This is a genomic window from Streptomyces inhibens (assembly GCF_003389455.1).
In the GTDB taxonomy this organism is placed as follows: Bacteria; Actinomycetota; Actinomycetes; order Streptomycetales; family Streptomycetaceae; genus Streptomyces; species Streptomyces inhibens.
Window position 1 is genome coordinate 125217 of record NZ_QUAC01000014.1, and the last position, 18536, is coordinate 143752.

17 protein-coding genes and 2 pseudogenes are annotated in these 18536 nt (G+C 69.4%); 11 read left to right on the forward strand and 8 right to left on the reverse strand.

Going from position 1 to position 18536, the window contains the following annotated elements:
- Window positions 1-555: 555 nt before the first annotated feature.
- Window positions 556-1182: a GNAT family N-acetyltransferase gene (locus tag DY245_RS02310; RefSeq protein WP_244942774.1), complete on the reverse strand. Its 627-nt coding sequence runs from the start codon at window positions 1180-1182 to the stop codon at window positions 556-558.
- Between the two features lie 334 nt (window positions 1183-1516).
- Here DY245_RS02310 and DY245_RS47775 point away from each other — a divergent pair.
- Window positions 1517-3014, forward strand: a pseudogene (locus DY245_RS47775) (Tn3 family transposase); the annotation flags it as partial.
- Between the two features lie 93 nt (window positions 3015-3107).
- On the opposite strand, the gene DY245_RS02320 reads toward DY245_RS47775, so the two are convergent.
- Entirely contained in the window at window positions 3108-3857 is a 750-nt protein-coding gene (locus DY245_RS02320; RefSeq protein ID WP_128502900.1) for a TioE family transcriptional regulator, read from the reverse strand.
- A 58-nt stretch (window positions 3858-3915) separates the two neighbouring features.
- Between DY245_RS02320 and DY245_RS02325 the strand changes: the two genes are divergently transcribed.
- A complete protein-coding gene (locus tag DY245_RS02325) occupies window positions 3916-5118 on the forward strand; it encodes an erythromycin esterase family protein (protein ID WP_128502902.1) in 1203 nt (400 codons plus the stop codon).
- An 81-nt stretch (window positions 5119-5199) separates the two neighbouring features.
- On the opposite strand, the pseudogene DY245_RS02330 reads toward DY245_RS02325, so the two are convergent.
- Window positions 5200-5770: pseudogene (locus tag DY245_RS02330) on the reverse strand (site-specific integrase); the annotation flags it as partial.
- A gap of 801 nt (window positions 5771-6571) precedes the next feature.
- Here DY245_RS02330 and DY245_RS02335 point away from each other — a divergent pair.
- Both DY245_RS02335 and DY245_RS02340 read left to right on the forward strand, forming a co-directional pair.
- Complete coding sequence (locus DY245_RS02335) at window positions 6572-7045, forward strand: carboxymuconolactone decarboxylase family protein (RefSeq protein WP_128502904.1); 474 nt, start codon at window positions 6572-6574, stop codon at window positions 7043-7045.
- Window positions 7046-7202: 157 nt separating this feature from the next.
- The gene (locus DY245_RS02340) at window positions 7203-8126 is read left to right on the forward strand and encodes an RNA polymerase sigma-70 factor (protein WP_128502975.1); all 924 of its coding nucleotides are present in this window, start codon (window positions 7203-7205) and stop codon (window positions 8124-8126) included.
- A 212-nt stretch (window positions 8127-8338) separates the two neighbouring features.
- Here DY245_RS02340 and DY245_RS02345 read toward each other — a convergent pair whose 3' ends face one another.
- Complete coding sequence (locus DY245_RS02345) at window positions 8339-8983, reverse strand: dihydrofolate reductase family protein (protein ID WP_128502906.1); 645 nt, start codon at window positions 8981-8983, stop codon at window positions 8339-8341.
- Window positions 8984-9124: 141 nt separating this feature from the next.
- On the opposite strand from DY245_RS02345, the gene DY245_RS02350 reads away from it, so the two are divergent.
- Window positions 9125-9580 carry a winged helix-turn-helix transcriptional regulator gene (locus tag DY245_RS02350; protein ID WP_220377843.1) on the forward strand — a complete coding sequence of 152 codons (456 nt, stop codon included), beginning with the start codon at window positions 9125-9127 and terminating at the stop codon, window positions 9578-9580.
- A gap of 784 nt (window positions 9581-10364) precedes the next feature.
- Here the strand turns inward: DY245_RS02350 and DY245_RS02355 are convergent.
- Entirely contained in the window at window positions 10365-11402 is a 1038-nt protein-coding gene (locus DY245_RS02355) for a zinc-dependent alcohol dehydrogenase family protein (protein WP_128502908.1), read from the reverse strand.
- A 146-nt stretch (window positions 11403-11548) separates the two neighbouring features.
- Here DY245_RS02355 and DY245_RS02360 point away from each other — a divergent pair, with 146 nt between their 5' ends.
- The gene (locus tag DY245_RS02360; RefSeq protein WP_128502910.1) at window positions 11549-11887 is read left to right on the forward strand and encodes an ArsR/SmtB family transcription factor; all 339 of its coding nucleotides are present in this window, start codon (window positions 11549-11551) and stop codon (window positions 11885-11887) included.
- 514 nt (window positions 11888-12401) lie between these two features.
- Window positions 12402-12536 carry a hypothetical protein gene (locus DY245_RS47780; RefSeq protein ID WP_342354163.1) on the forward strand — a complete coding sequence of 45 codons (135 nt, stop codon included), beginning with the start codon at window positions 12402-12404 and terminating at the stop codon, window positions 12534-12536.
- 180 nt (window positions 12537-12716) lie between these two features.
- Here DY245_RS47780 and DY245_RS02370 read toward each other — a convergent pair whose 3' ends face one another.
- Window positions 12717-13757 (reverse strand): helix-turn-helix transcriptional regulator, encoded by a 1041-nt coding sequence (locus DY245_RS02370; protein ID WP_181923482.1) that lies wholly within the window; start codon window positions 13755-13757, stop codon window positions 12717-12719.
- Window positions 13758-13819: 62 nt separating this feature from the next.
- On the opposite strand from DY245_RS02370, the gene DY245_RS02375 reads away from it, so the two are divergent.
- The 4 genes from DY245_RS02375 to DY245_RS02395 all read left to right on the forward strand — a co-directional run bounded on the left by DY245_RS02375 (window position 13820) and on the right by DY245_RS02395 (window position 17705).
- Entirely contained in the window at window positions 13820-14446 is a 627-nt protein-coding gene (locus tag DY245_RS02375; RefSeq protein WP_128502914.1) for a TIGR03086 family metal-binding protein, read from the forward strand.
- A gap of 108 nt (window positions 14447-14554) precedes the next feature.
- Window positions 14555-15400, forward strand: a complete 846-nt coding sequence (locus tag DY245_RS02380; RefSeq protein WP_128502916.1) for an NAD(P)H-binding protein — start codon at window positions 14555-14557, stop codon at window positions 15398-15400.
- Between the two features lie 482 nt (window positions 15401-15882).
- Window positions 15883-16848, forward strand: coding sequence for an alpha/beta fold hydrolase (locus DY245_RS02390; RefSeq protein ID WP_244942778.1), 966 nt, complete (start codon window positions 15883-15885; stop codon window positions 16846-16848).
- A 23-nt stretch (window positions 16849-16871) separates the two neighbouring features.
- Complete coding sequence (locus DY245_RS02395) at window positions 16872-17705, forward strand: MerR family transcriptional regulator (RefSeq protein WP_128502918.1); 834 nt, start codon at window positions 16872-16874, stop codon at window positions 17703-17705.
- A 207-nt stretch (window positions 17706-17912) separates the two neighbouring features.
- Here DY245_RS02395 and DY245_RS48090 read toward each other — a convergent pair whose 3' ends face one another.
- On the reverse strand, window positions 17913-18164 hold the full coding sequence (locus tag DY245_RS48090; RefSeq protein WP_425329335.1) for an SDR family oxidoreductase: 252 nt from the start codon (window positions 18162-18164) through the stop codon (window positions 17913-17915).
- Complete coding sequence (locus DY245_RS02400) at window positions 18047-18526, reverse strand: SDR family NAD(P)-dependent oxidoreductase (protein ID WP_244942780.1); 480 nt, start codon at window positions 18524-18526, stop codon at window positions 18047-18049. Before DY245_RS02400 ends, DY245_RS48090 begins: the two co-directional genes overlap by 118 nt.
- Window positions 18527-18536: the final 10 nt, after the last annotated feature.

Consider the following 18536-nt stretch of genomic DNA (forward strand, 5'->3'; position numbering starts at 1 on the left):
CGCCTGAGCAGCAAAAGCGGCTGGACAAAGCCGCCGGAGCCGCCGGCTTGGCCGCCGCTGGCGCGGCACACGTATGACGCCATCGCGCCCGCCGTCGACCACATCAAGCAGGGCCGGCCCCCGCAGACCCTCCCCCAGGCGGTCGTCGATGACGCGGTCGCCTCCGCCCCCTCAGCCACCCTCGCGGGCAAGAGCTGACCCCGCCCCGCCCGCGGGGGCTACATCCGCCCCCGCCCGAGCCACTTCGACCGCAGCAGGAGGCGAGAGAGGAATGCGCGTTGCCGCCGACCACCAGGGCCCCTGCACCCTTGTCGGCCCGCTCTCGCATCGAGCTCATGGGAGGCAGCCTGTTGATGAGCCCCAGCCCCGGCATTCCACCAGCGCCCTCACACCGCCTCGCTGCTCTCCCGGAGGCGGCCGCGCTCGCCGCAGCCGCGCCCGTGGGGGTCCTAGAGGCCATCAACTTGGTCGTGCCCGACGGACTGCTGATCCCCAATTGCCGTTTGTGACGCCGAAGCTACGGCCGCGGCCGGCCTGACCATCGGCGCGTACGACTCAAGGCCCGATGTTTGGGAGTGCCGACGGTGCACCGGTGGACGCTTCAGTGTCGCGCAGACCCACGCAGTCCAGCGCCCAGAAGGTGTCGGAGTAGACCAGGGTGCCAGTCATCCAGGGTTCGTGTGCTGCCAGCCGGACTACCTGGAATGCAGGGCCCGGGATGCGTAGCGACGGCGAGCGGAAGCCCATTTTGTCGGCGCGTTCGAAGCCGCGCGTTGCGTAGTAGTGCGGCGAGCCTTCGAGGAAGACCAGTGGCGCGTGTTGGGCATCGGCTGCTGCGAGGGCGTGCTCGATGAGTCGGGTGCCGATGCCCTGGTTCTGGAATTGCGGGAGCACGCCCAGCGGTGACAGGACCAGGACGTCCACGATCCGGCGCGGGGCATCGAGTCGGCCGGCGCTCAGCAGGACGTGCCCAACCACCTGTCCTTCGATCGTGGCGACGAACGACATCGGCGCCAGGGGCGCTGCCGCGCTGCGAAGGGCGTCCACGAGAGCCGGTACATGCTCATCGCCCTCGAACGCGGCAAGGTGGAGCGCGTGTACTGCCGGATGGTCGTCACCGTGCTCCTGCCGGATCGACAACCCTGCACTACGTGGATCTGCTCTGGTGTCGTCTCTGGTCACGGCCGCGAGAGTAGAGGGCACCGCAGTACCCGTGCCATCCGATTTGGACCGCAGGTCCGAACCTGCCCATCCAGGAAAGAAGAGGTTCGGACCATCTGCGAACTGGAGTCATGGAATCGGTTGTCACCGACGAAGCCAGCCGGTGGAGCCAGATCAACTTCTTATGTCTGTGGAGCCACTTCGCCTCTCCATGGTGGAGCCACACAAGTGCTTACGAACACGTCTACCGTTGCTGGTCCATGGGCCGATCCTCTCCTGCCGACAGGCTGTACGTACCCCAAGGCCGGGCGCGCGGACGCCGATCGTCGAGCGTCTCCGACAGCGAGGGTGACGCTCAACGATCGCCGCGCTGTTCGAGCTGACGCCGCCGCTGAACTCCGACGCGGACGAGGCATGGCGGGCGAGGCTGGTCACCCGGTTCGGCACGGTGCGGCCGTTCTTGAAGCTGCTGGTCAAGGTCGTGGACTTCGGTGCCACCCCGGAAGGGCTGCCCGTCCTCAACGCGCTGAAGTGGCTGCCGGACCTGATGGGCCGGAAGAAGGTCAGCCCCCAGGAGATCGACACCGGCTTGCTCGTGGGGTCGTGGCGGCGCCTGGTCCTCGCGGTCCCGCACCTGGAGCCGGGCACGGTGGTTTGGAAGGCGTACGTATTCTGCGTGCTGGAGCAGTTCTACCGCATGCTGCGCTGACGAGACGTGTTCGCGAAGAACTCCTCCAAGGGGGGCGCCCCGAGGGCGAAGCTCCTGGCCGGGGAGGCATGGGAGCAGGCCAAACCCACTGTGCTGGCCTCCCTCGGCCTGCCCGCGGCGGCCGACGAGCACCTGGCGGCGCGGGCCGCGCTGCTGGACGGCACCTACCGCGAGGTGGCCGGACGTCTGCCGGACAACGCGCAGATCGTCTTGGACGACGACGGCCGACTGCACTTCGCCGCCCTGGAGCCGGAGCCTGAAACGGCGTCGCTGCTGGACCTACGGGCGGCGGTGAACGCGATGCTGCCGTGCGTGGACCTGCCGGACGTGCGGTTGGAGGTGTTCTCCTGGACCGGCCAGGCGTTCAGTTCGGTCACCGGCAGCGAGGCCAGATTGAAGGACCTGCACGTCACGAGCGCGGCGCTGCTGGTCGCTCACGGCTGCAACGTGGGATACACCCCGGTCATCGGCGGCGTCGCCGCGCTGAAGTACGGGTGGCTGTCCCGCGTCGACCAGTCGTACCTGCGGCTGGCGACCTATTGGGCGGCGAGTGCCACGCTGATCCAGACCTAGGCGTCGATCCCGCTCGCGCAGGCGTGGGGCGGCTGGCTGGTGGCCTCGGTGGACGGGATGCGGTTCGTCGTGCCGGTACCGAGTGCGTACGCCAGGCCGACCCCGAAGTACTGCGGCCGTCAGGGCGGCGCGACCTGGCTCAACACGATCAACGACCAGGCGGCTGGGCGCCAAGACCCTGCGCATCCTGCGCTTGGCCGACGAACCCGGCTACCGCCGACAGATCAAGGTCCAGGCGAACCTCCAGGAAGGTCGTCACGCGCTCGCGCGGAAGATCTTCCACGGCCGGACCGGTCAGCTCTATCAGCGCTACCAGGACGGCATGGAGGACCAGATCGGCGCCCTCGGCTTGGTCCTCAACGCCCTTGTCCTGTTCAACACCCGGTACATGGACGCCGCCGTCACCCAGCTACGTGCCGACGGCTTCGAGGTGCGCGACGAGGACGTGTCCCGCCTCTCGTCGTTCGCGCGGCATCACATCAACGTGCTGGGCCGGTACTCCTTCCAGCTCCCCGATCTGCCCGGTGGCCTGTGGCCCCTGCGTGATCCGGCTGCGGTCGATGAGGAGTGAGGCTCAGCCCAGGACCGGGCCGAGATCGGCGGACGGGTCCGCCGAGACAGAACCGTTGGCGCCCCTTGTTCTCTTCAGCTGGCGGCCGAAGTCTCATCCGCGCTCGCGGAGGTACGCCTCCAGCTCGGCGGCCCCGGTCAGCATCGCCCGCCCGCGGGCGGACAGTCGGCCGCGCCAGTCGCACAGTGCGGCCTCCAGCGGCTCCAGCCCGCCGGCCGTCCGCACCTGGGCGATCAGCGGGGCGATCTGCTCCAGCAGGTAGCCGCCCCGCCTGAGCTGGTGGGCCAGCCGGGCGTCCCGTACGTCGGCCTCGTCGTAGACGCGGTACCCGGTCAGCGGGTCGCGGCGCGGGCGCACCAGCCCGGCATGCTCCCATTTGCGCAGCGTCGCGGGCCGGATTCCGAGCTTCCCTGCGAGCGGACCGATGAACGTGCTGCCGGGCCCGGACACCGCGGCTGGCTCGGACCCCACACCGGGCTCGGACGCCGTGGTGGGCTCCAGGTCGCGGAGGGCGCTCTCCACGGCCTGGAGGGTCCGGCGGTCGTCGAGGAGCTGGGCGTGGCTCTGGTCGATGAGGCGGAACGCCTCCTCGGCCGCGCCCTCGTTCACCGCCCGCATGATCGACGTCGCCGTCTGGTGGCCGTGGCCGGGCATCAGGGCAAGAAACGCGCGCAGGGCCCCCGCGTGCAGCGAGGTATAGGTGCGGTAGCCGTGGGGTGTGCGACCGGCGGCCGGAAGGATGCCGGCCTCCTCGTAGTTCCTGATCGCTTGCGTGGACAGACCGTGCTCGCGCGCCAGATCAACCGGCCTGAGCCGCTCGCCATTTTGAAGGTTTCGTCCCATGGGCCTGCCGATATCGTGGAGAAGTTTCAACCGAGGGTTCAACGATACCGTTGAAGGCATGGCTACTGACATCAAGGACACCGCCCATACCGTCGAGGCCGCCGCCGTCATGAAGCTGCTTCCGGCCCGGCCGCGGCTGCTCGCCCTGGGCGAGCCCACCCACGGCGAGGACACTCTGCTCGACGTGCGCAACGAGCTCTTCCGCCAGCTCGTCGAGCAGGAGGGCTACCGGACGATCGCGATCGAGAGCGATTGCATGATGGGCCTGGTCGTGGACGAGTACGTCACCTCGGGCACGGGCACCCTCGACGAGGTCATGGAGCGCGGATTCAGCCACGGGTTCGGTGCGTCCGCGGCCAACCGCGAACTCGTGCGTTGGATACGGGCGTACAACGACGGTCGGCCCGCGTCCGAGTGGCTCCGCTTCGCCGGTTTCGACGGCCCGCTGGAGATCACCGGCGCTGCGAGCCCCCGGCAGGCCCTCACCGCGCTCCACGGCTACCTCTCGGCCCAGGTGGAAGCGGACCTGCTCCCCTGCACCGCGGAAACGCTCGACCGCCTGCTCGGCGCCGACGACCCGTGGACCAATCCCGCTGCGATGATGGACCCGGACCGGTCCGTGGGGCAGTCGGCCGAGGCCAGGGAGCTGCGGCTGCTCGCCGACGATCTGGTGGCGCTGCTCGACGCGCAGACGCCGCACCTGATCACGGCGACCTCGCGGGACGACTGGTACCGGGCGCGCCTGTACGGGCGCACCGCCATCGGCCTGCTGCGCTACCACTTCTGGATGGCCGACACCTCACCGAGCCGTATGACGCGGCTGGTGGGCCTGCGGGACCAGATGATGGCCGACAACCTCCTCGCCCTCGCCGAACGGGGCCCGGCACTGGTCCATGCCCACAACGGCCATCTCCAGCGGGACAAGAGCACGATGTGGATGGGCGACATGCCGGTGGAGTGGTGGAGCGCCGGCGCGCTCGTGAACGCCCACCTGGGCGAGGGGTATGCCTTCCTGGCCACGGCCCTCGGCACGATCCGGCACCAGGGAGTGGACACCCCGCCCCCGGACACCGTCGAAGGACTCCTGTACGCGCTCCCGGACGATCGCTACGTCATCGACGCCCCTCGGCTGGCCACCGCCCTCGGCGATACGCCGCCCGCGCCCCGCGTATCCCCCTGGTTCGGCTACTCTCCGCTTGACCCGGCCCACCTGGCGGACAGCGACGGCATCGTGTTCGTCAAGGACGTCCCGCAGAGTTAGTGCCACCATCAGCAGTTCGGCCTGTCGGGGCGCCTCGGATGCGCGGGAGGCGCCCCGGCCGTCAACGGCGAATACGACCGCTCAGCGCCGGGCGCCCCCGGGTGCCGGCAGGCTGGTGACCTCCGCGATGGCCTCCGGCGACGGCTTGAAGTACCGCTTACGTTTTCCGGCTTGCGATGCCTCGACTTGGGCATGAGGATCAGCAGGCTCGCTCCGGCCTCCCCGAGGTGGGTCAGGCCGGAGTGCCCCCACTCGTGTAGGTCCCAGCCGGTGCCCTGCCCGGCGGACGCGGTGTGGTGGTCCAGCAGCACGCGGGCCTGCCCGTACGACAGCCGGGCCGGCCCGGTGTCCGGGCACACATCCCGCGGCGAGACGACCTTGCCCGGTCCCGGGCGGCGGTGGGTGACGAACACCGGCCGCGGGTGCGGTTGTTGATCAGGCGGGGCAGCAGCCGCGCGGTGCCGGCGTCCCAGTGGACCGTCTACAGCACGAAGTCCTTACGCGCCCGACCGCCCCGGCGCCGCGCGGCCGCCCCCCCCCGTCGCCTTCACCGGCGCTCGGCGCTCGGCGCCCGGCGCCTGGCCAGGTCCAGCTCCTCGATGATGACGCCCAGGATCTCCTCCGCCCGGGCGCAGGTCTCGTAGAGCATCCGCTACTGCTTCACCGCATCCGTCCCGCGCGAGGGGCTGCGGCTCTTGCGCGCCCCGGACGCGGTCGACCTGGACGACGATTACGACGGCCGCGAGGAGTGAGTGCGCTACGGCTGGGGCGGGAGCAGGGTAGTCCTGACGTTGCGGTCCAGGTACAGGCTGAAGGGTGCCGCCAGGGCCTCGCCCGCGGTCTCGGCCGGCCACTGGTCGTCACCGGCTTCGCCGCAGCGCACATACAGATGCCCGTCGAGTCCAGGAGCAATGCGGCCCGGCCAAGGCGCTCGCGGACAGGATCGGCGAAGGCGAGCTGCCCGGCATCTCATGCGTTGCATACGGCCTTGTGGACCGTGGGCAACTTGTGCGCCACCAGCGGCCAGGCGTACCCGGGACCGGGAAGCCGCGCGATACGGAAGCTCGCCCAGGTGTCGGCGTCGTTGCTGCCCTCGGGCTATCCGCAGTCGCGGGCCAGGTCGGCCCAGCGGTTGGCGTGATCACGGCGTCGGAGCCGTCCTGGCGCCCCGTTCACCGGGCTGAGCCCGCGCCCCTTCGGCCCGGGAGTCCTGGCTCAGACACCAGGAGGCAAGCAACCCATCAGAGGCTTTCGGTGGTGCTGTCACGGCTGGGTGCCTGCTGGGGCAGGGTCTTGTCGAGGTGCCGGTGGATGGTGGGGCGGGTGACGCCGAATTCGTCGGCTGACGTGCGCCGACGGCCGGGAGACGCAGGTCACATTCGTGCATGTCACAGGGGGTCGGGCTACCTCGTCTCAGGGGGTGTAGCCACTGACGACCGCAGAGGAGCACACCATGGACGCGCGACTGAACTACGCCACCGGCCCGACCGCCCCCAAGGCCTTCAAGTACTTGATGTCGGCGGGCAAGGCGCTCAAGGACGGGCCGCTGCCGGCCGCGACGCAGGAGCTGGTGGCGCTGCGCGTGAGCCAGATCAACGGCTGCGCCGTCTGCATCGACATGCACACCAAGGAGGCCGCCGCTGCCGGCGAGACCTCGGTGCGGCTGAACCTGGTGGCGGCGTGGCGGGAGGCCACGGTCTTCACCGAGGCCGAGCGTGCCGCGCTGGAGCTGGCGGAGCAGGGGACCCGGGTCGCGGATGCGGCCGGTGGGGTCAGCGACGAGGTGTGGGCGTATGCCGCCAAGCACTACGACGAGGAGCAGCTCACCGCCCTGGTGGTCCTGGTCTCCTTCATGAACATGGTGAACCGGCTGAACATCATCACCCAGCAGCCGGCCGGCAACTACGAGCCCGGGCAGTTCCACTGAACGGCATCGGCGATCGGCCCGGGGTCCGGCTGCGGGCCACCGGGCCCCGGGCCAGGGGGCGTTACTCTGGCCCGCCGGTGGTCCGGATGATCACCAGAAGATGTCCGCGCCGGCGCGTACGGCCGGGTGGGAGGGCTTCAAGGGGAGGGGATTCGGCGTGAGCAAGGTCGAGGAGTTCGAGGAGCTGCGGCCGCTGCTGTTTTCGATTGCCTATCGGATTCTGGGCAGTGTGGGTGAGGCCGAGGACGCGGTGCAGGAGACATGGCTGCGCTTTGACGGCTCGGCGACCCGGCCCACGTCGACCAAGGCTTTTCTGTCGGCCGCGGTGACGCGGATCTCGATCGATGTGCTGCGCTCCGCGCGGGTGCGGCGGGAGGAGTACGTGGGCCCGTGGTTTCCCGAGCCGCTGCTCGCCGACCCTTATGAGGATCCGGCGCGGTCGGTGGAGCTGGCCGACTCGGTGTCGATGGCGGCGCTGCTGCTGCTGGAGCGGCTCAGCCCGCTGGAGCGGGCGGTGTTTGTGCTGCGGGAGGTGTTCGGCTTCGGGTTCGACGAGGTCGCCGCGGCGGTGGGGCGGTCGGAGGCGGCGTGCCGGCAGTTGCTGGTGCGGGCGCGGCGGCACATGGAGGCCGGGCGGCCGCGCTTCGAGACGGTTCGCAAAGAGCAGGAGGAACTGGCGTCGCGGTTCTTCGACGCCCTCCGCGAAGGCGACGTCGCCGGCCTGCAGGAACTGCTCGCCGCCGACGTATCGATGGTCGGCGACGGCGGCGGCAAGGCCCCGCAGCTGGCCAGGGCCGTCATCGGCGCCGCGAACGTGGCCCGGCTGCTTGCCTCCGTCTTCCCCCGGATGGCCCGGATCGACGTGACGTTCGAGCCGCACGAGGTCAACGGCCAGCCGGGCGCGATCTTCCGCGACCGGGACGGCAAGGTGCTCCACACCCTGGCGCTCGATGTACTCGACGGGCAGATCCAGACGATCCGCTCGGTGATCAACCCCGACAAGCTCGGGCACGTGGGCCCAGTAGCGGACGCCTGGGCAATCCACCGCGAAGTAAGACAGGCACGCCGGCCCACGGAATAACCGCAACAACCGACCGCACCTCGAATCCCCTACAAGCAGCTCAACACCTCCACCGGCAGGAGCACTTCGCCATCCCAGGGGATGAGGCAAGGCAGACGGCTGGGGAACGCCCGGACTCCGTGGGCGTTCCCCAATGCGCGATGCAGGCGTCGAGGTCGGCAGGCAGGTACGCGCCATCGCGGCATGTGGGTGCGATCGTGCGGGGCAGTTGGTCATCGTCTCCAGAACAGGAGGTGAGTGACTCCGCTGGGGCTCGGCACTGACTCAAGGTGGAAGCGGTCGAGCAGGTCGGTGTGGCTCTCCCACAGGCGTTCGCCTCGACCGAGGTCGACGGGCGCGACGGCGATGTGCATCGTGTCGACCAGGTCGGCCTCGATGAACTCGCGGGTGGTGGCAACTCCACCACCGAGGCGCACGTCCCGGCCAGCGGCGGCCTGCTTCGCGCGTGCCAGCGCCTCGGCCGGTGTCGCATTGAGGAAATGGAAGGTGGTGTCAGCCAGGGTGAAGGACGGGCGTTCGTGATGGGTGAGCACGAAGACCGGTGTGTGGAACGGCGGGGTGTCTCCCCACCATCCCTGCCACTCGTGGTTCTCCCAGGGGCCACGTTGGGGGCCGAACTTGTTACGCCCCATGATCTCCGCTCCCCTGTTGCGGGCGTGGTCGCGGGTCAGGTAGTCGTCCAGGCCGCGAGTGCCGCCGGGGTCGGTGCGGTTCACCCAGCTGGCGGTAGCACCCGCCCAGGAGAAAAGGGGGGAGGGGTCTGCGTGTCCAAAGGGCCGGTCCAAGCTCTGCCCCTCGCCGGCACCGAACCCGTCCCGCGACACGTTGAAGCACTGCACCCTCAACAGCTGCGACATGCAGCCGCCTTTGGGAGCCGACAAGCAACTTCTGATTGCAATCAACAACCGGTCGTACTGCACTGCCTTATGGACATGCCGCAACCAGTACGGACCGGTCGGCTGCCCGTGCCGGAGGGGAAATCGGGCTGCCCGACTAACTTGACCGTCGAGCTGCTGGGCGACCGATGGAGTCTGGTCGTGCTGCGGGATGTCATGTTTGGCGGCCACAGGCACTTCCGCGAGCTCCTCACGAATTCGGTCGAGGGCATCGCCTCGAACATCCTTGCCGCCCGCCTGTCGAAGCTCGTGGGCGCCGGCCTGCTCACTCGGCACGACGACCCAAGCCACCGGCAGAAGATCGAATACCGGCTCACCGAAGCAGCGATCGAACTCGTTCCGCTCATGACGCAGCTGGGCGCCTGGGGCTCCCGATGGTTCCCGACATCACCCGAGCTGTCGATCCATGCCCAACTTCTTGCTCGTGGCGGCCCTGATATGGGGGAGAGGTTCATGGACGAGCTCCGCGCCATGCACCTCGAAGGCCGTCCGCAACGTGCCGACGGCGTCCTGGCCGAACTCACCCTGGCCTACGAACGCGCCGCTTCCACAAGCTAGTTGTCACGATCGCGGATCGGCTGGTTTGCTCGACCAGCCAACTCTGTCTTCGCGGCTTTATGCCGCGTAGTGCGGCTTGTCGGCACCCTTCAGGACTGCCCGGTGATCGCCCGAACGGGACAGCCGGGACTGACGTGATGCCCGCACCCCGACTCCGCGACCCGCACCGCCGACGCTGACCACCGACTGGTAGGAGTCGTTGATCGAGAGATCCTTGTTTGGCCCGCTGCCGGTGGCGGGACGCGATGGTGCCCTACGCAGGGGGGGCGCGGGCTGTGGTCGGTCAAGCGCGGTACCTACCGCAACCAGCCGCTCGGCGGCCCGCATGACGCGGTCGCCGACCGCCGACTCCTGCTTGCGAAGGTCGAACAGACTGCCGCGACGGCATCCGTCGCTGGCTGGTGATCACTCCCCTCCCGCCAGGATGGCCGTGTTTCACAGGAGTTCGCCCGTGAAACACCACGCCGCCCGCCGATCATGCTGCGGGTTCTCTGGTCCTCGCCAAGGCGCGACCCAGGGCTCCGCCACCCACCGAGGTCCTCATAGGCACTCGCTGTCAAAACTTCCGACAGCAACACCGGTTCTCTGTTCCGTTCCCACCCGGACCCCAATCCCGGGCAGGGTCCGTTCCGTTGCTCTCCGGCCCGGGCTTCCTCACGTACGGCGCTTCCATGCCTGCCGGTAACTTGCAGCCGGGTGGCAGCCGTCCGCGTCCGTCTGGGCGTCGGCGGACGGCACCGCAATGTCGGCCCGAGACGGGGCGGCGTGAGGACCGGCGAGACTGTCAGCGGTCGACGGTGACGACGATCTTGCCTACTTGGGTGCCTGCCTCCAGGTAGCGGTGGGCTTCGACGATCTCGTCCAGGCCGAAGGTGCGGTCCACGACGGACCGGAATGCACCGGTACGCAGGCCGGAGGAGACGAACGCCTCGGCCCGGCGCAGTCGCTGCTGGTCGGTGGTCGTCTCGAAGAGGGTGTAGGTGCGCATGTTCAGCGCGGGCATGCCGAGCTCGAAACCGGGATAGGGAGTCACCTCGCCGCTGAGCGCCCCGTAGACAAAGAGCGTGCCGCCGGGGGCGACGGCCTTGGCCAGATCCACCACACCGGGGCCCGCGACAGCGTCGAAGACGAATTCGGCGCCCCGCCCTCCGGTCAGGCCGAGCACTCGCGGGGCGATGTCCTCCTCGTCGGTGACGATCACATCGGCCGCACCCGCCTTGAGCAGCGCGTCCTTCTTGGCGCCGGTGCGGGTGGTGGCGATGGGCACCGCCCCGATGCGCCGGGCGATCTGGATCGCGGCCAGGCCCACGCTGCTGGAAGCGGCGGTGAGCACCACCGTGTCTCCGGCCCGCATCCCGCCGACCTCGACCAGCGCCCCGTAGGCCGTCAGGTAGGGCATCCACACCGCCGCGCCGTCGACTGCGTCGAGCCCGTCGGGGCGGTGCACCACTGCGGTCGCGGGGACGAGCGCGTGCTCGGCGTAGACGCCGTAGTCGTTCATCGAGAACGCGGGCACCACGCTGACCGGCTGGCCGACCTCGAATCCCTCCCCCCAGCTCTCGGCTTCTCGCGAGGAAGCGGGACCCCCATCGTGCGTGCCGATGGCCTCGACCACTCCCGAGGCCTCGGCGCCGAGCCGGGCGGGGAACTGCTTGACCGGTTCGATGTACTGGCCGCTGCGGAACAGCACCTCGGCACGGTTGAGGCCGATCGCGTCCACGCGGATCAACAGCTCACCGGGGCCAGGTTCGCCGACCTCCACGTCCTCCAGTCGCAGCACGTCCGGCCCGCCATGTTCGTGGAACCGCACCGTTTTGGCCATCACACATCCCCCTTCTGATCGGTGACGGCGACGCGGAGGACGCGCCGCCGCGCCTCACCCAAGCTGAAAGTACGGTGACTGTCAAACTTTGATGTGCATCGTACTTTGATGGATGTCGTACGATGCTTGCGGGAGGTCAACAGGCGATGGCAGTAGCACGACGAAGTGGGCAGGAACGCATCCCGCCCCACCCGGACATCCAGACGATCGGTCTTCAGCAGGTACTTGAGGCCCTGGTCGACCCAGTACGCCGCCAGATCGTCAGCGAGCTGTACGCCGCCCGCCAGGACCTCGCCTGCGGCACGATCGACCTGCCGGTCAGCAAGTCCACCGCCACCCACCACTTCCACGTGCTGCGCGAGGCGGGCCTCATTCGCCAGTACTACGCCGGCACGTCCCGTATGAACGCTTTGCGGCGCGACGAGATCGACGAAGCCTTCCCGGGACTCCTCCGCGCGCTGGTGGCCCGGCGCGACCGGGAATGAGCCGGGAATGAGCCGCCCACGCCAGGTGGTGTTGACCCTCGGTGGACCCGTCGAGCGGTGGCGACCGTCCTGCACTGGCAACCGACTTTGCGGACGAACGGCGCCGCGCTCGTGGACGGGCGGTGCAAGCCGGACCGGGGAAGCGGCTGGGCGCGCAGGCGGTCACTGATGGCGGCCATGGCGCAGCTTGGGCGTTCTGGGAGCTGAACGGATCGCCTGGCGCGGCTCGTCGAGCCGCCGATGCCTGCATCTGGCGGTCCGTGTCCACCAGTTCGGTCGCCGAGTACCCCGGCATGACCAGCCGTCGAGTTGCTCTCGAATCTCTTCTCGGAGAGAGCTGCGGCCCCGCCGGTGATCCCGCCACCGCCCACCCCGCTACGGAGTCCGATCCGGCAGCAACGGCTCAATCCGCGCCCACTGTGCGCTGGAGGAAGCGACGAACGGTCCCGGCGGCGGGTACTACGGGCGGTGCTGGCATTCGCTCGGCGACTGCCTGGACGGCGGTTTCGGTGCGATGCCGCCGTTCCCCCTGGTCTGGCACGACTTCGACGTGGCCCGGCGGGCGCTCGCCGACGAGCGGCTCTCGGACGGCGAGCCCTACGCCGAGCTCGTAGTCCGCACCGAGGGACTCATCGGGTACGCCCGATAACTCGGCATGAGACGTGTTCGCGCGTGGGCGGCTAGCTGTGCAGCTCCCCGAAAGCCCGCTGCCTCCTGTTCGTCAACATGTGCTCGTGTCTCACGGGATGGTATGTCCGCTCGGACTTCCGGAGCGGGCTTCATTGTTGATACGCGGCTACGTGAAGACGGACCGGGCTGGGGAGGCCCGTCACCCCTCCGTCCCGGAACCTGCATTCCGGGGCTCTGGCGACGGCGGTGTGGGGACGGTCCCAGCCGGGATCGTCGGATCGTTGCCGGTGTTCGGCGGTGTCCCGTAGATGGTGGCGAGTTCGATGGCCAGACGCGCGAGCCATTCCCTTGCTTCTGGGGGGTCGAGGACCTCGATACGCGCTCCCAGTCCGGCCAGTTGCGCCGCCAGAACCTCTGGTGATGGCCCATCTACCTCTATGTCCATCCACTCGTCGGGATGCGGCCGGCCGATCCGCAGCCGGCCGCCGAACAGCCGCTGCAGGATTGCCTCGGCGCCTGGTTCGGCCCGGGCCCGCACGGTCACCGCGTGCATACGGTGCTCCATCCGTGCGGCGAGGGAACGCCAGGCCGTGGCGAGGTCGAAGTCGTCCGGCCGTACGACGGGATCGCCGGTCGCCTCGACGGAGGTGACGCGGCTGAGCCGGAAGATCCGCAAGCCGTGGTCGGTGCCGGCGACGAGGTATCCGACGCCGGCCTTGGACGCGAGGCCGAGCGGGTGGATCGTCCGCTCGCCGGCAGGCTTGCCGGGGCCGGCGTACCCGAGCCGGACCTGTATTCCGTCCACCACGGCACGCTGGAGCGCGTCGAGTTGGGGCTCAGTGGCCGTGACGGCCGTACGGGACCAGTCCGTGCCGTCGGCAACACGGGCGCGCGATGCGGCCTCGGCGTCCGAACGCAAGGTCGCCGGCAGGGCCCGTACCAGCTTGCGCAGTGCCGTTCGCAGCTCGGGCGTGGTGGACGACGGTCCTGCGACGAGGAACAGCGCTCGGATCTCATCGGCAGTCAGCCCGGTGAGGTCGGTACGGGCTCCGCCGATCAGCGACCAGCCGCCGCCCCGCCCGCGCTGCGAGTAGACGGGAATGCCGGCGGTCGCCAGTGCCTCCAGGTCGCGGCGCGCCGTCCGTTCGGCCACCTCCAGCTCCGCTGCCACCTCGGCCACGGTCACCCGCCCACGCGTCTGCAGGAACAGCAGCGTCGCCACCAGACGATCAGCTCTCATGCCGATCATTCTCTTTCAGAAACTGGCCAGAAGATGGCCTATTTGCCTTTCAGGATGGCGTCATGACCGAAACCGAGAACTTCGGCGAGACGCTGACCGCCGTCACCGCCACCAACCCGGACCCCGATCCGCGGCCGGGCTTCATGCAGGCCGTCGGATTGGCCGGGCGCACCATGGCCGCCGTCCGTGTCGACCAGCTTGACGGACCGACGCCCTGTACCGGGTACACCGTCCGGCAGCTGTCCAACCACCTCGTCGCCATCCTGCGCAGGGTTGCCGTTATCGGGCGCGGCGGTGACCCCTTGAGCGTTCCGGCCATCGCGGACGATGTCGCCGACGGCGACCGGGTGAGGGAGTGGGCCGTCGCCGCCCGCGATGTCGAGGCCGTGTGGTCGGATCCCACGATCCTGAGCCGACCGCTGCGCCTGCCGTTCGGCACCCTGCCGGGTGCGGCCGCCGCCGTTGTCTACACCACTGAGTTCACCTTGCACACCTGGGACTTGGCCACCGCGACCGGCCAGCGCCCCTCATGGGACCCGGCGGTGCTGGCGGTCTCCCTTGCGGCCATGCGGCGCGCCGTGCTGGCCGAACCACGCGGCGGCCAGGTGCCGTTCGCCGCGGTGGTGGACGTCGCGCCGGACGCGCCGGACATCGACCGACTCGTGGCGTGGTACGGCCGTAAGCCGTAAGCCGTAAGCCGTAAGCCGTAAGCCGTAAGCCGTAAGCCGTAAGCCGGAAGGCGCGGCAATGACAGCCAATGTGAATGGCCGCAGTACATATCGAAAGGGAAGCTGATCATGATCGTGATTACAGGAGCCACCGGGAACGTCGGGCGACCGCTCGTGGAGGCACTCGCGGCAGCCGGTGAGCAGGTGACGGCGGTGTCCCGAGGGGTCTCGGATGTGGCCGTGCCGGAGGGTGTCCGGCACCGGCAGGCGGACCTTGCCGTCCCCGAGAGCCTTCGGCCCGTATTCGACGGCGCTGACGCGCTGTTCCTGCACGACTCCGGTGCCGGTGCGCATCTGCTGAGCCCTCGGGACATCCTCGACGTCGCGAAAGCCGGCGGAGTCGGACGGATCGTGTTGCTGTCTTCCCAAGGAGTCGTCACCCGACCGCAGTCGGCTTCCCATGGGGGCACGGGGTTGTCCTTCGAGGATGCCGTCCGGCAGTCGGGCATGGACTGGACGGTCCTGCGGCCCGGTGGCTTCGCCTCCAACGCGTACGCATGGGTCGAGTCGGTCCGTGCCCGAAGGACCGTCGCCGCGCCGTTCGGTGACGTCGGCCTGCCGGCCGTCGACCCGTCCGACATTGCCGAGGTCGCCGCCGCAGCCCTGCGCGAGGACGGTCACGCCGGGCGGGTCTACGAGTTGACCGGGCCCGCCCTCAGCACGCCCAGGCAACGAGCCGAGGCGATCGGTGACGCGCTCGGCGAGCCGATCCGGTTCATCGAGCAGACCCGCGACGAAGCCCGTGCGCAGATGCTGCAGTTCATGCCCGAGCCCGTGGTCGAGACCACCCTCGCCATCCTCGGCGAGCCCAACCCCGCCGAGCAGCGCATCAGCCCCGACGTCGAGCAGGTCCTCGGCCGCGCGCCTCGCACCTTTGCCGAGTGGGCGGTGCGGAACATCGCGGCCTTCAAGTGACCCACCTGGTGACCCACCTGGGGTGGCATTTCGCCGGTCCCGCACTCGTACCGGGGCGCTGGTACGGGTGCGAGGCCGCCGGCCGCGCAACCTCTTGGACGCTTCCAGGTCCGCAATCTGAAACCCGGTCACCGACCGCCGGTACCCAACGTGCCCGAAGCTCATGACGGCGCTGATGGACCGTATCCGTGCCGCGCGGCCGGGACCTTTTCCGGACTGAGGAATTGATCATGGGGCGGTCGTCCTGAGCACGCGAGGAAGATGGACGTGGAGGTGCTCGACCTCGACGTCAAGGCCGCGTTCGCGGAGTACTCGGGGCGATCGTGCTTGTTGGCGGCCTTTTTGAACAGGGACTCGGCGCGCTCGTACGACAGCCGGCCGCGGCCGGTGCGGGGGCATGGGGCGGCGGCTGCGGGTGTGCGGAGGCCATGTCGCCGCGACGGTTGACCCTGACGCAGGGGCAACGTCTCAGCATGGTCGGCATGACTACGAGAACCAGTGCGATCGACGTCGCCGGACTGCGCAAGTCGTACGGCGACCATGAGGTGGTCGCCGGAGTCGACCAGAGACTTCACCAACGGACGATCACCGACATGCCGACCGGCGACGACGGGGAGCGGATCGAGAGAGGCGACGGGACGATGCGGCACTTCACGGTCCACCACGACGGCGTCACGATCCCGGTATCCCGCGGCGGCCGGGGACGGCCGCTGGTCCTGTGCCCTGGACTGAACTCGACACAGGCCGACCTGCACGAGCTGACGGAGCTGCTGCGGCGCGACCACGACGTGGTGACCTTCGACCTCAGGGGCCATGGCCTGGCCTCGGCCGCCGACCGGTACTCCTTCGAGGCGTTCCTCAGCGATCTCGTCGCCGTGCTGGCGGAGTTGGGCCGCCTCGACCTGCCCGAGGCGCCCGTGCTCGTGGGCTACTCGCTGGGCGCGGACCTGGCCGTGCACTATGCCTCCGAGTGTCCTGACACCGTCGCCGGGCTTGTCCTCATCGACGGGGCGAACCCGTTGCCCGAACCGTTCATCACAGACGCTGACCTGGCGGAATTCCGTGCGATGGCGGAGGGCCTGGCGACGCGGCAAGAGACCGAGCGAGCCAGGGGCACTGCGCGTCAGGTGTCGCTCACCGCACAGGACATCCACGACCTGAACCTTGAGATCGATGTGGTTCGGTCCGGAATCCTCGACCGGTACGGGAAGATCGACCGCCCCATCAGCATGATCATGTCGACCTCGATCGCCGGCGACAGCGGCGAAGGGCGTGCACCGCGGCACAATCAGCTCTGGCGCGCCGGCATCGAGCGGCTCGTCCGCGAGCGGCCGCACATCTCCACGTCCTGGCTCGACGCCGATCACCGGCTGGCCTTCACCCACGCCCCGGACATCGCGGAGATCATCCGGAGCGCGCACCATCCAGCCGGCAGGCCGACTTCCTGAACAGCTCCTGGGAGACTGGTTCGATGCTGACCATCGGCGAGCTGGCGTCGTACGCCGGAGTGACGGTGCGCGCGGTGCGGCACTATCACGCCAAGGGACTGCTGCCGGAGCCGGAGCGGGACCACTCCGGCTATCGGAGGTACGGCGCCGGCGCCGTGGTCGAGCTGATCAAGATCCGGACCCTCGCCGAGGCCGGGGTCCCGCTGGCGCGCGTGCGGGAGCTGCTCCAGGCCGACGAGGAGGAGTTCGCCGCGGCGGTCGCAGACATCGACAAGAGGCTGCGGGCGGAGATCCGGGAGCGGCAGCGGCACCGCGAGCGGATCGCCCGCCTCGCCGCCGGGGACAACCTGGCACTGCCCCCGGAAGTGGTCGAGTTCCTCGATCGACTGCGGGCGCTCGGGGTCGACGAGCGGATCGTCCAGGTCGAACGCGACGGCTGGATCCCGCTGGCCGCGCACTCACCCGAGCGAGTCCCGGAGTGGATGGCACGCAAGCGGGAGCAGATCGCCGACCCGCAGCTCATCGACTTCTATCTCACCCTGGGCCATGCGCTGGACCGCACCGACGACGACCCACGACTGGTCGAGCTGGCCGACAAACTGGCCGCCTACCTCACGCGGATGGCCGACGAGCAGGGCGAGGACTACGTCGACGATGCCGACATCGCGCCACCGTTCGTCAAGCTGATGGACACCCTGGCGTTCGACACCGCGCCGCCGGCCCGTCGACTGTTCGAACTGCTGACGAAGCGAGGCTGGACCGGTTGGACCAAGCTCAAGCGCGTGGCTCCAATACGGGGTGCGGCCGGAACGCGGCAGGAAGACACTGCGGTGCAGCGTTCTCGGTGTGAGCGGTGACGGCGGGCGGGGGCATGCTGGGCGAGGGCGAGGGCGAGGGCGAGGGCGAGGGCTTCGGCGACGGCTTCGGCGCTGATGTTGACGTGTATGGCCAGGCTGCGGATGTTCTCGTGGCCGCTCAGCGCCATCGGCATCGGAGCAGACCAGCAGCTTGTCCTTTTCCGGACGTTGGAAACGATCACGAGGCGGCCGACTTCAGCACGCGGGTCAGATGGACGTGGAGGTGCTCGACTTCGACCTCGTGGCCGCGTTCGCGCGCAGCTCCTCGCGCCGGGCATCGAGCTGATCGCCCAGGAGCGAGGCCGACAGAGGTGTGTCGATGAATCCGGCAGCGATGAGGTTCACCCGGATTGGCGCCGGTTCGAGCGCCAGGTTTGCGGTGAGGGTGGGCAGAGCCGTGGTGAGGGTGGACACGACGGCCAGGCCGACGCCGGGGCGCCGACCGCCGGTGCCGCCCATGAACGCAGCGTGCCCCAGGCTCGGACCTCGTCGCGGCTGTAGAGGGCGACCCCGAGTGTCATGGCGAGGCGCTGGTCGAATTCGCGGCGGGCGGCAGTGAGGTCAATGGATTCCAAGGGCATGTAGGAGGGGCTGCCGACTGCGACCATCACGTGGTTGACCAGGCCGGGCAGATCCTGGAAGAACTGCTTGAGGCGGTCGGCGTCGGTGGCGTCGAACGCTGCTGTGCCCAGAGGGTGGAGCTCGAACGCAGCTTGCTGGACCTGTTCGGGGTTGCGGCCGACCAGGACCACCCGGCCGCCGCCTGCGCGTACATGGCGGGCGGTTTCGAGTCCGATACCCGCGCTGGCGCCGATCACCACGACAGTCTGG

What these genes read in the sequence shown, in the direction of transcription:
- DY245_RS02320 (WP_128502900.1), bottom strand. Translation starts at nt 3,857, where the DNA reads ATGGGACGAAACCTTCAAAATGGCGAGCGGCTCAGGCCGGTTGATCTG.
- DY245_RS02325 (WP_128502902.1), top strand. Translation starts at nt 3,916, where the DNA reads ATGGCTACTGACATCAAGGACACCGCCCATACCGTCGAGGCCGCCGCC.
- DY245_RS02335 (WP_128502904.1), top strand. Translation starts at nt 6,572, where the DNA reads ATGGACGCGCGACTGAACTACGCCACCGGCCCGACCGCCCCCAAGGCC.
- DY245_RS02345 (WP_128502906.1), bottom strand. Translation starts at nt 8,983, where the DNA reads ATGTCGCAGCTGTTGAGGGTGCAGTGCTTCAACGTGTCGCGGGACGGG.
- DY245_RS02355 (WP_128502908.1), bottom strand. Translation starts at nt 11,402, where the DNA reads ATGGCCAAAACGGTGCGGTTCCACGAACATGGCGGGCCGGACGTGCTG.
- DY245_RS02360 (WP_128502910.1), top strand. Translation starts at nt 11,549, where the DNA reads ATGGCAGTAGCACGACGAAGTGGGCAGGAACGCATCCCGCCCCACCCG.
- DY245_RS47780 (WP_342354163.1), top strand. Translation starts at nt 12,402, where the DNA reads ATGCCGCCGTTCCCCCTGGTCTGGCACGACTTCGACGTGGCCCGGCGG.
- DY245_RS02370 (WP_181923482.1), bottom strand. Translation starts at nt 13,757, where the DNA reads ATGAGAGCTGATCGTCTGGTGGCGACGCTGCTGTTCCTGCAGACGCGT.
- DY245_RS02375 (WP_128502914.1), top strand. Translation starts at nt 13,820, where the DNA reads ATGACCGAAACCGAGAACTTCGGCGAGACGCTGACCGCCGTCACCGCC.
- DY245_RS02380 (WP_128502916.1), top strand. Translation starts at nt 14,555, where the DNA reads ATGATCGTGATTACAGGAGCCACCGGGAACGTCGGGCGACCGCTCGTG.
- DY245_RS02390 (WP_244942778.1), top strand. Translation starts at nt 15,883, where the DNA reads ATGACTACGAGAACCAGTGCGATCGACGTCGCCGGACTGCGCAAGTCG.
- DY245_RS02395 (WP_128502918.1), top strand. Translation starts at nt 16,872, where the DNA reads ATGCTGACCATCGGCGAGCTGGCGTCGTACGCCGGAGTGACGGTGCGC.
- DY245_RS48090 (WP_425329335.1), bottom strand. Translation starts at nt 18,164, where the DNA reads ATGGGCGGCACCGGCGGTCGGCGCCCCGGCGTCGGCCTGGCCGTCGTG.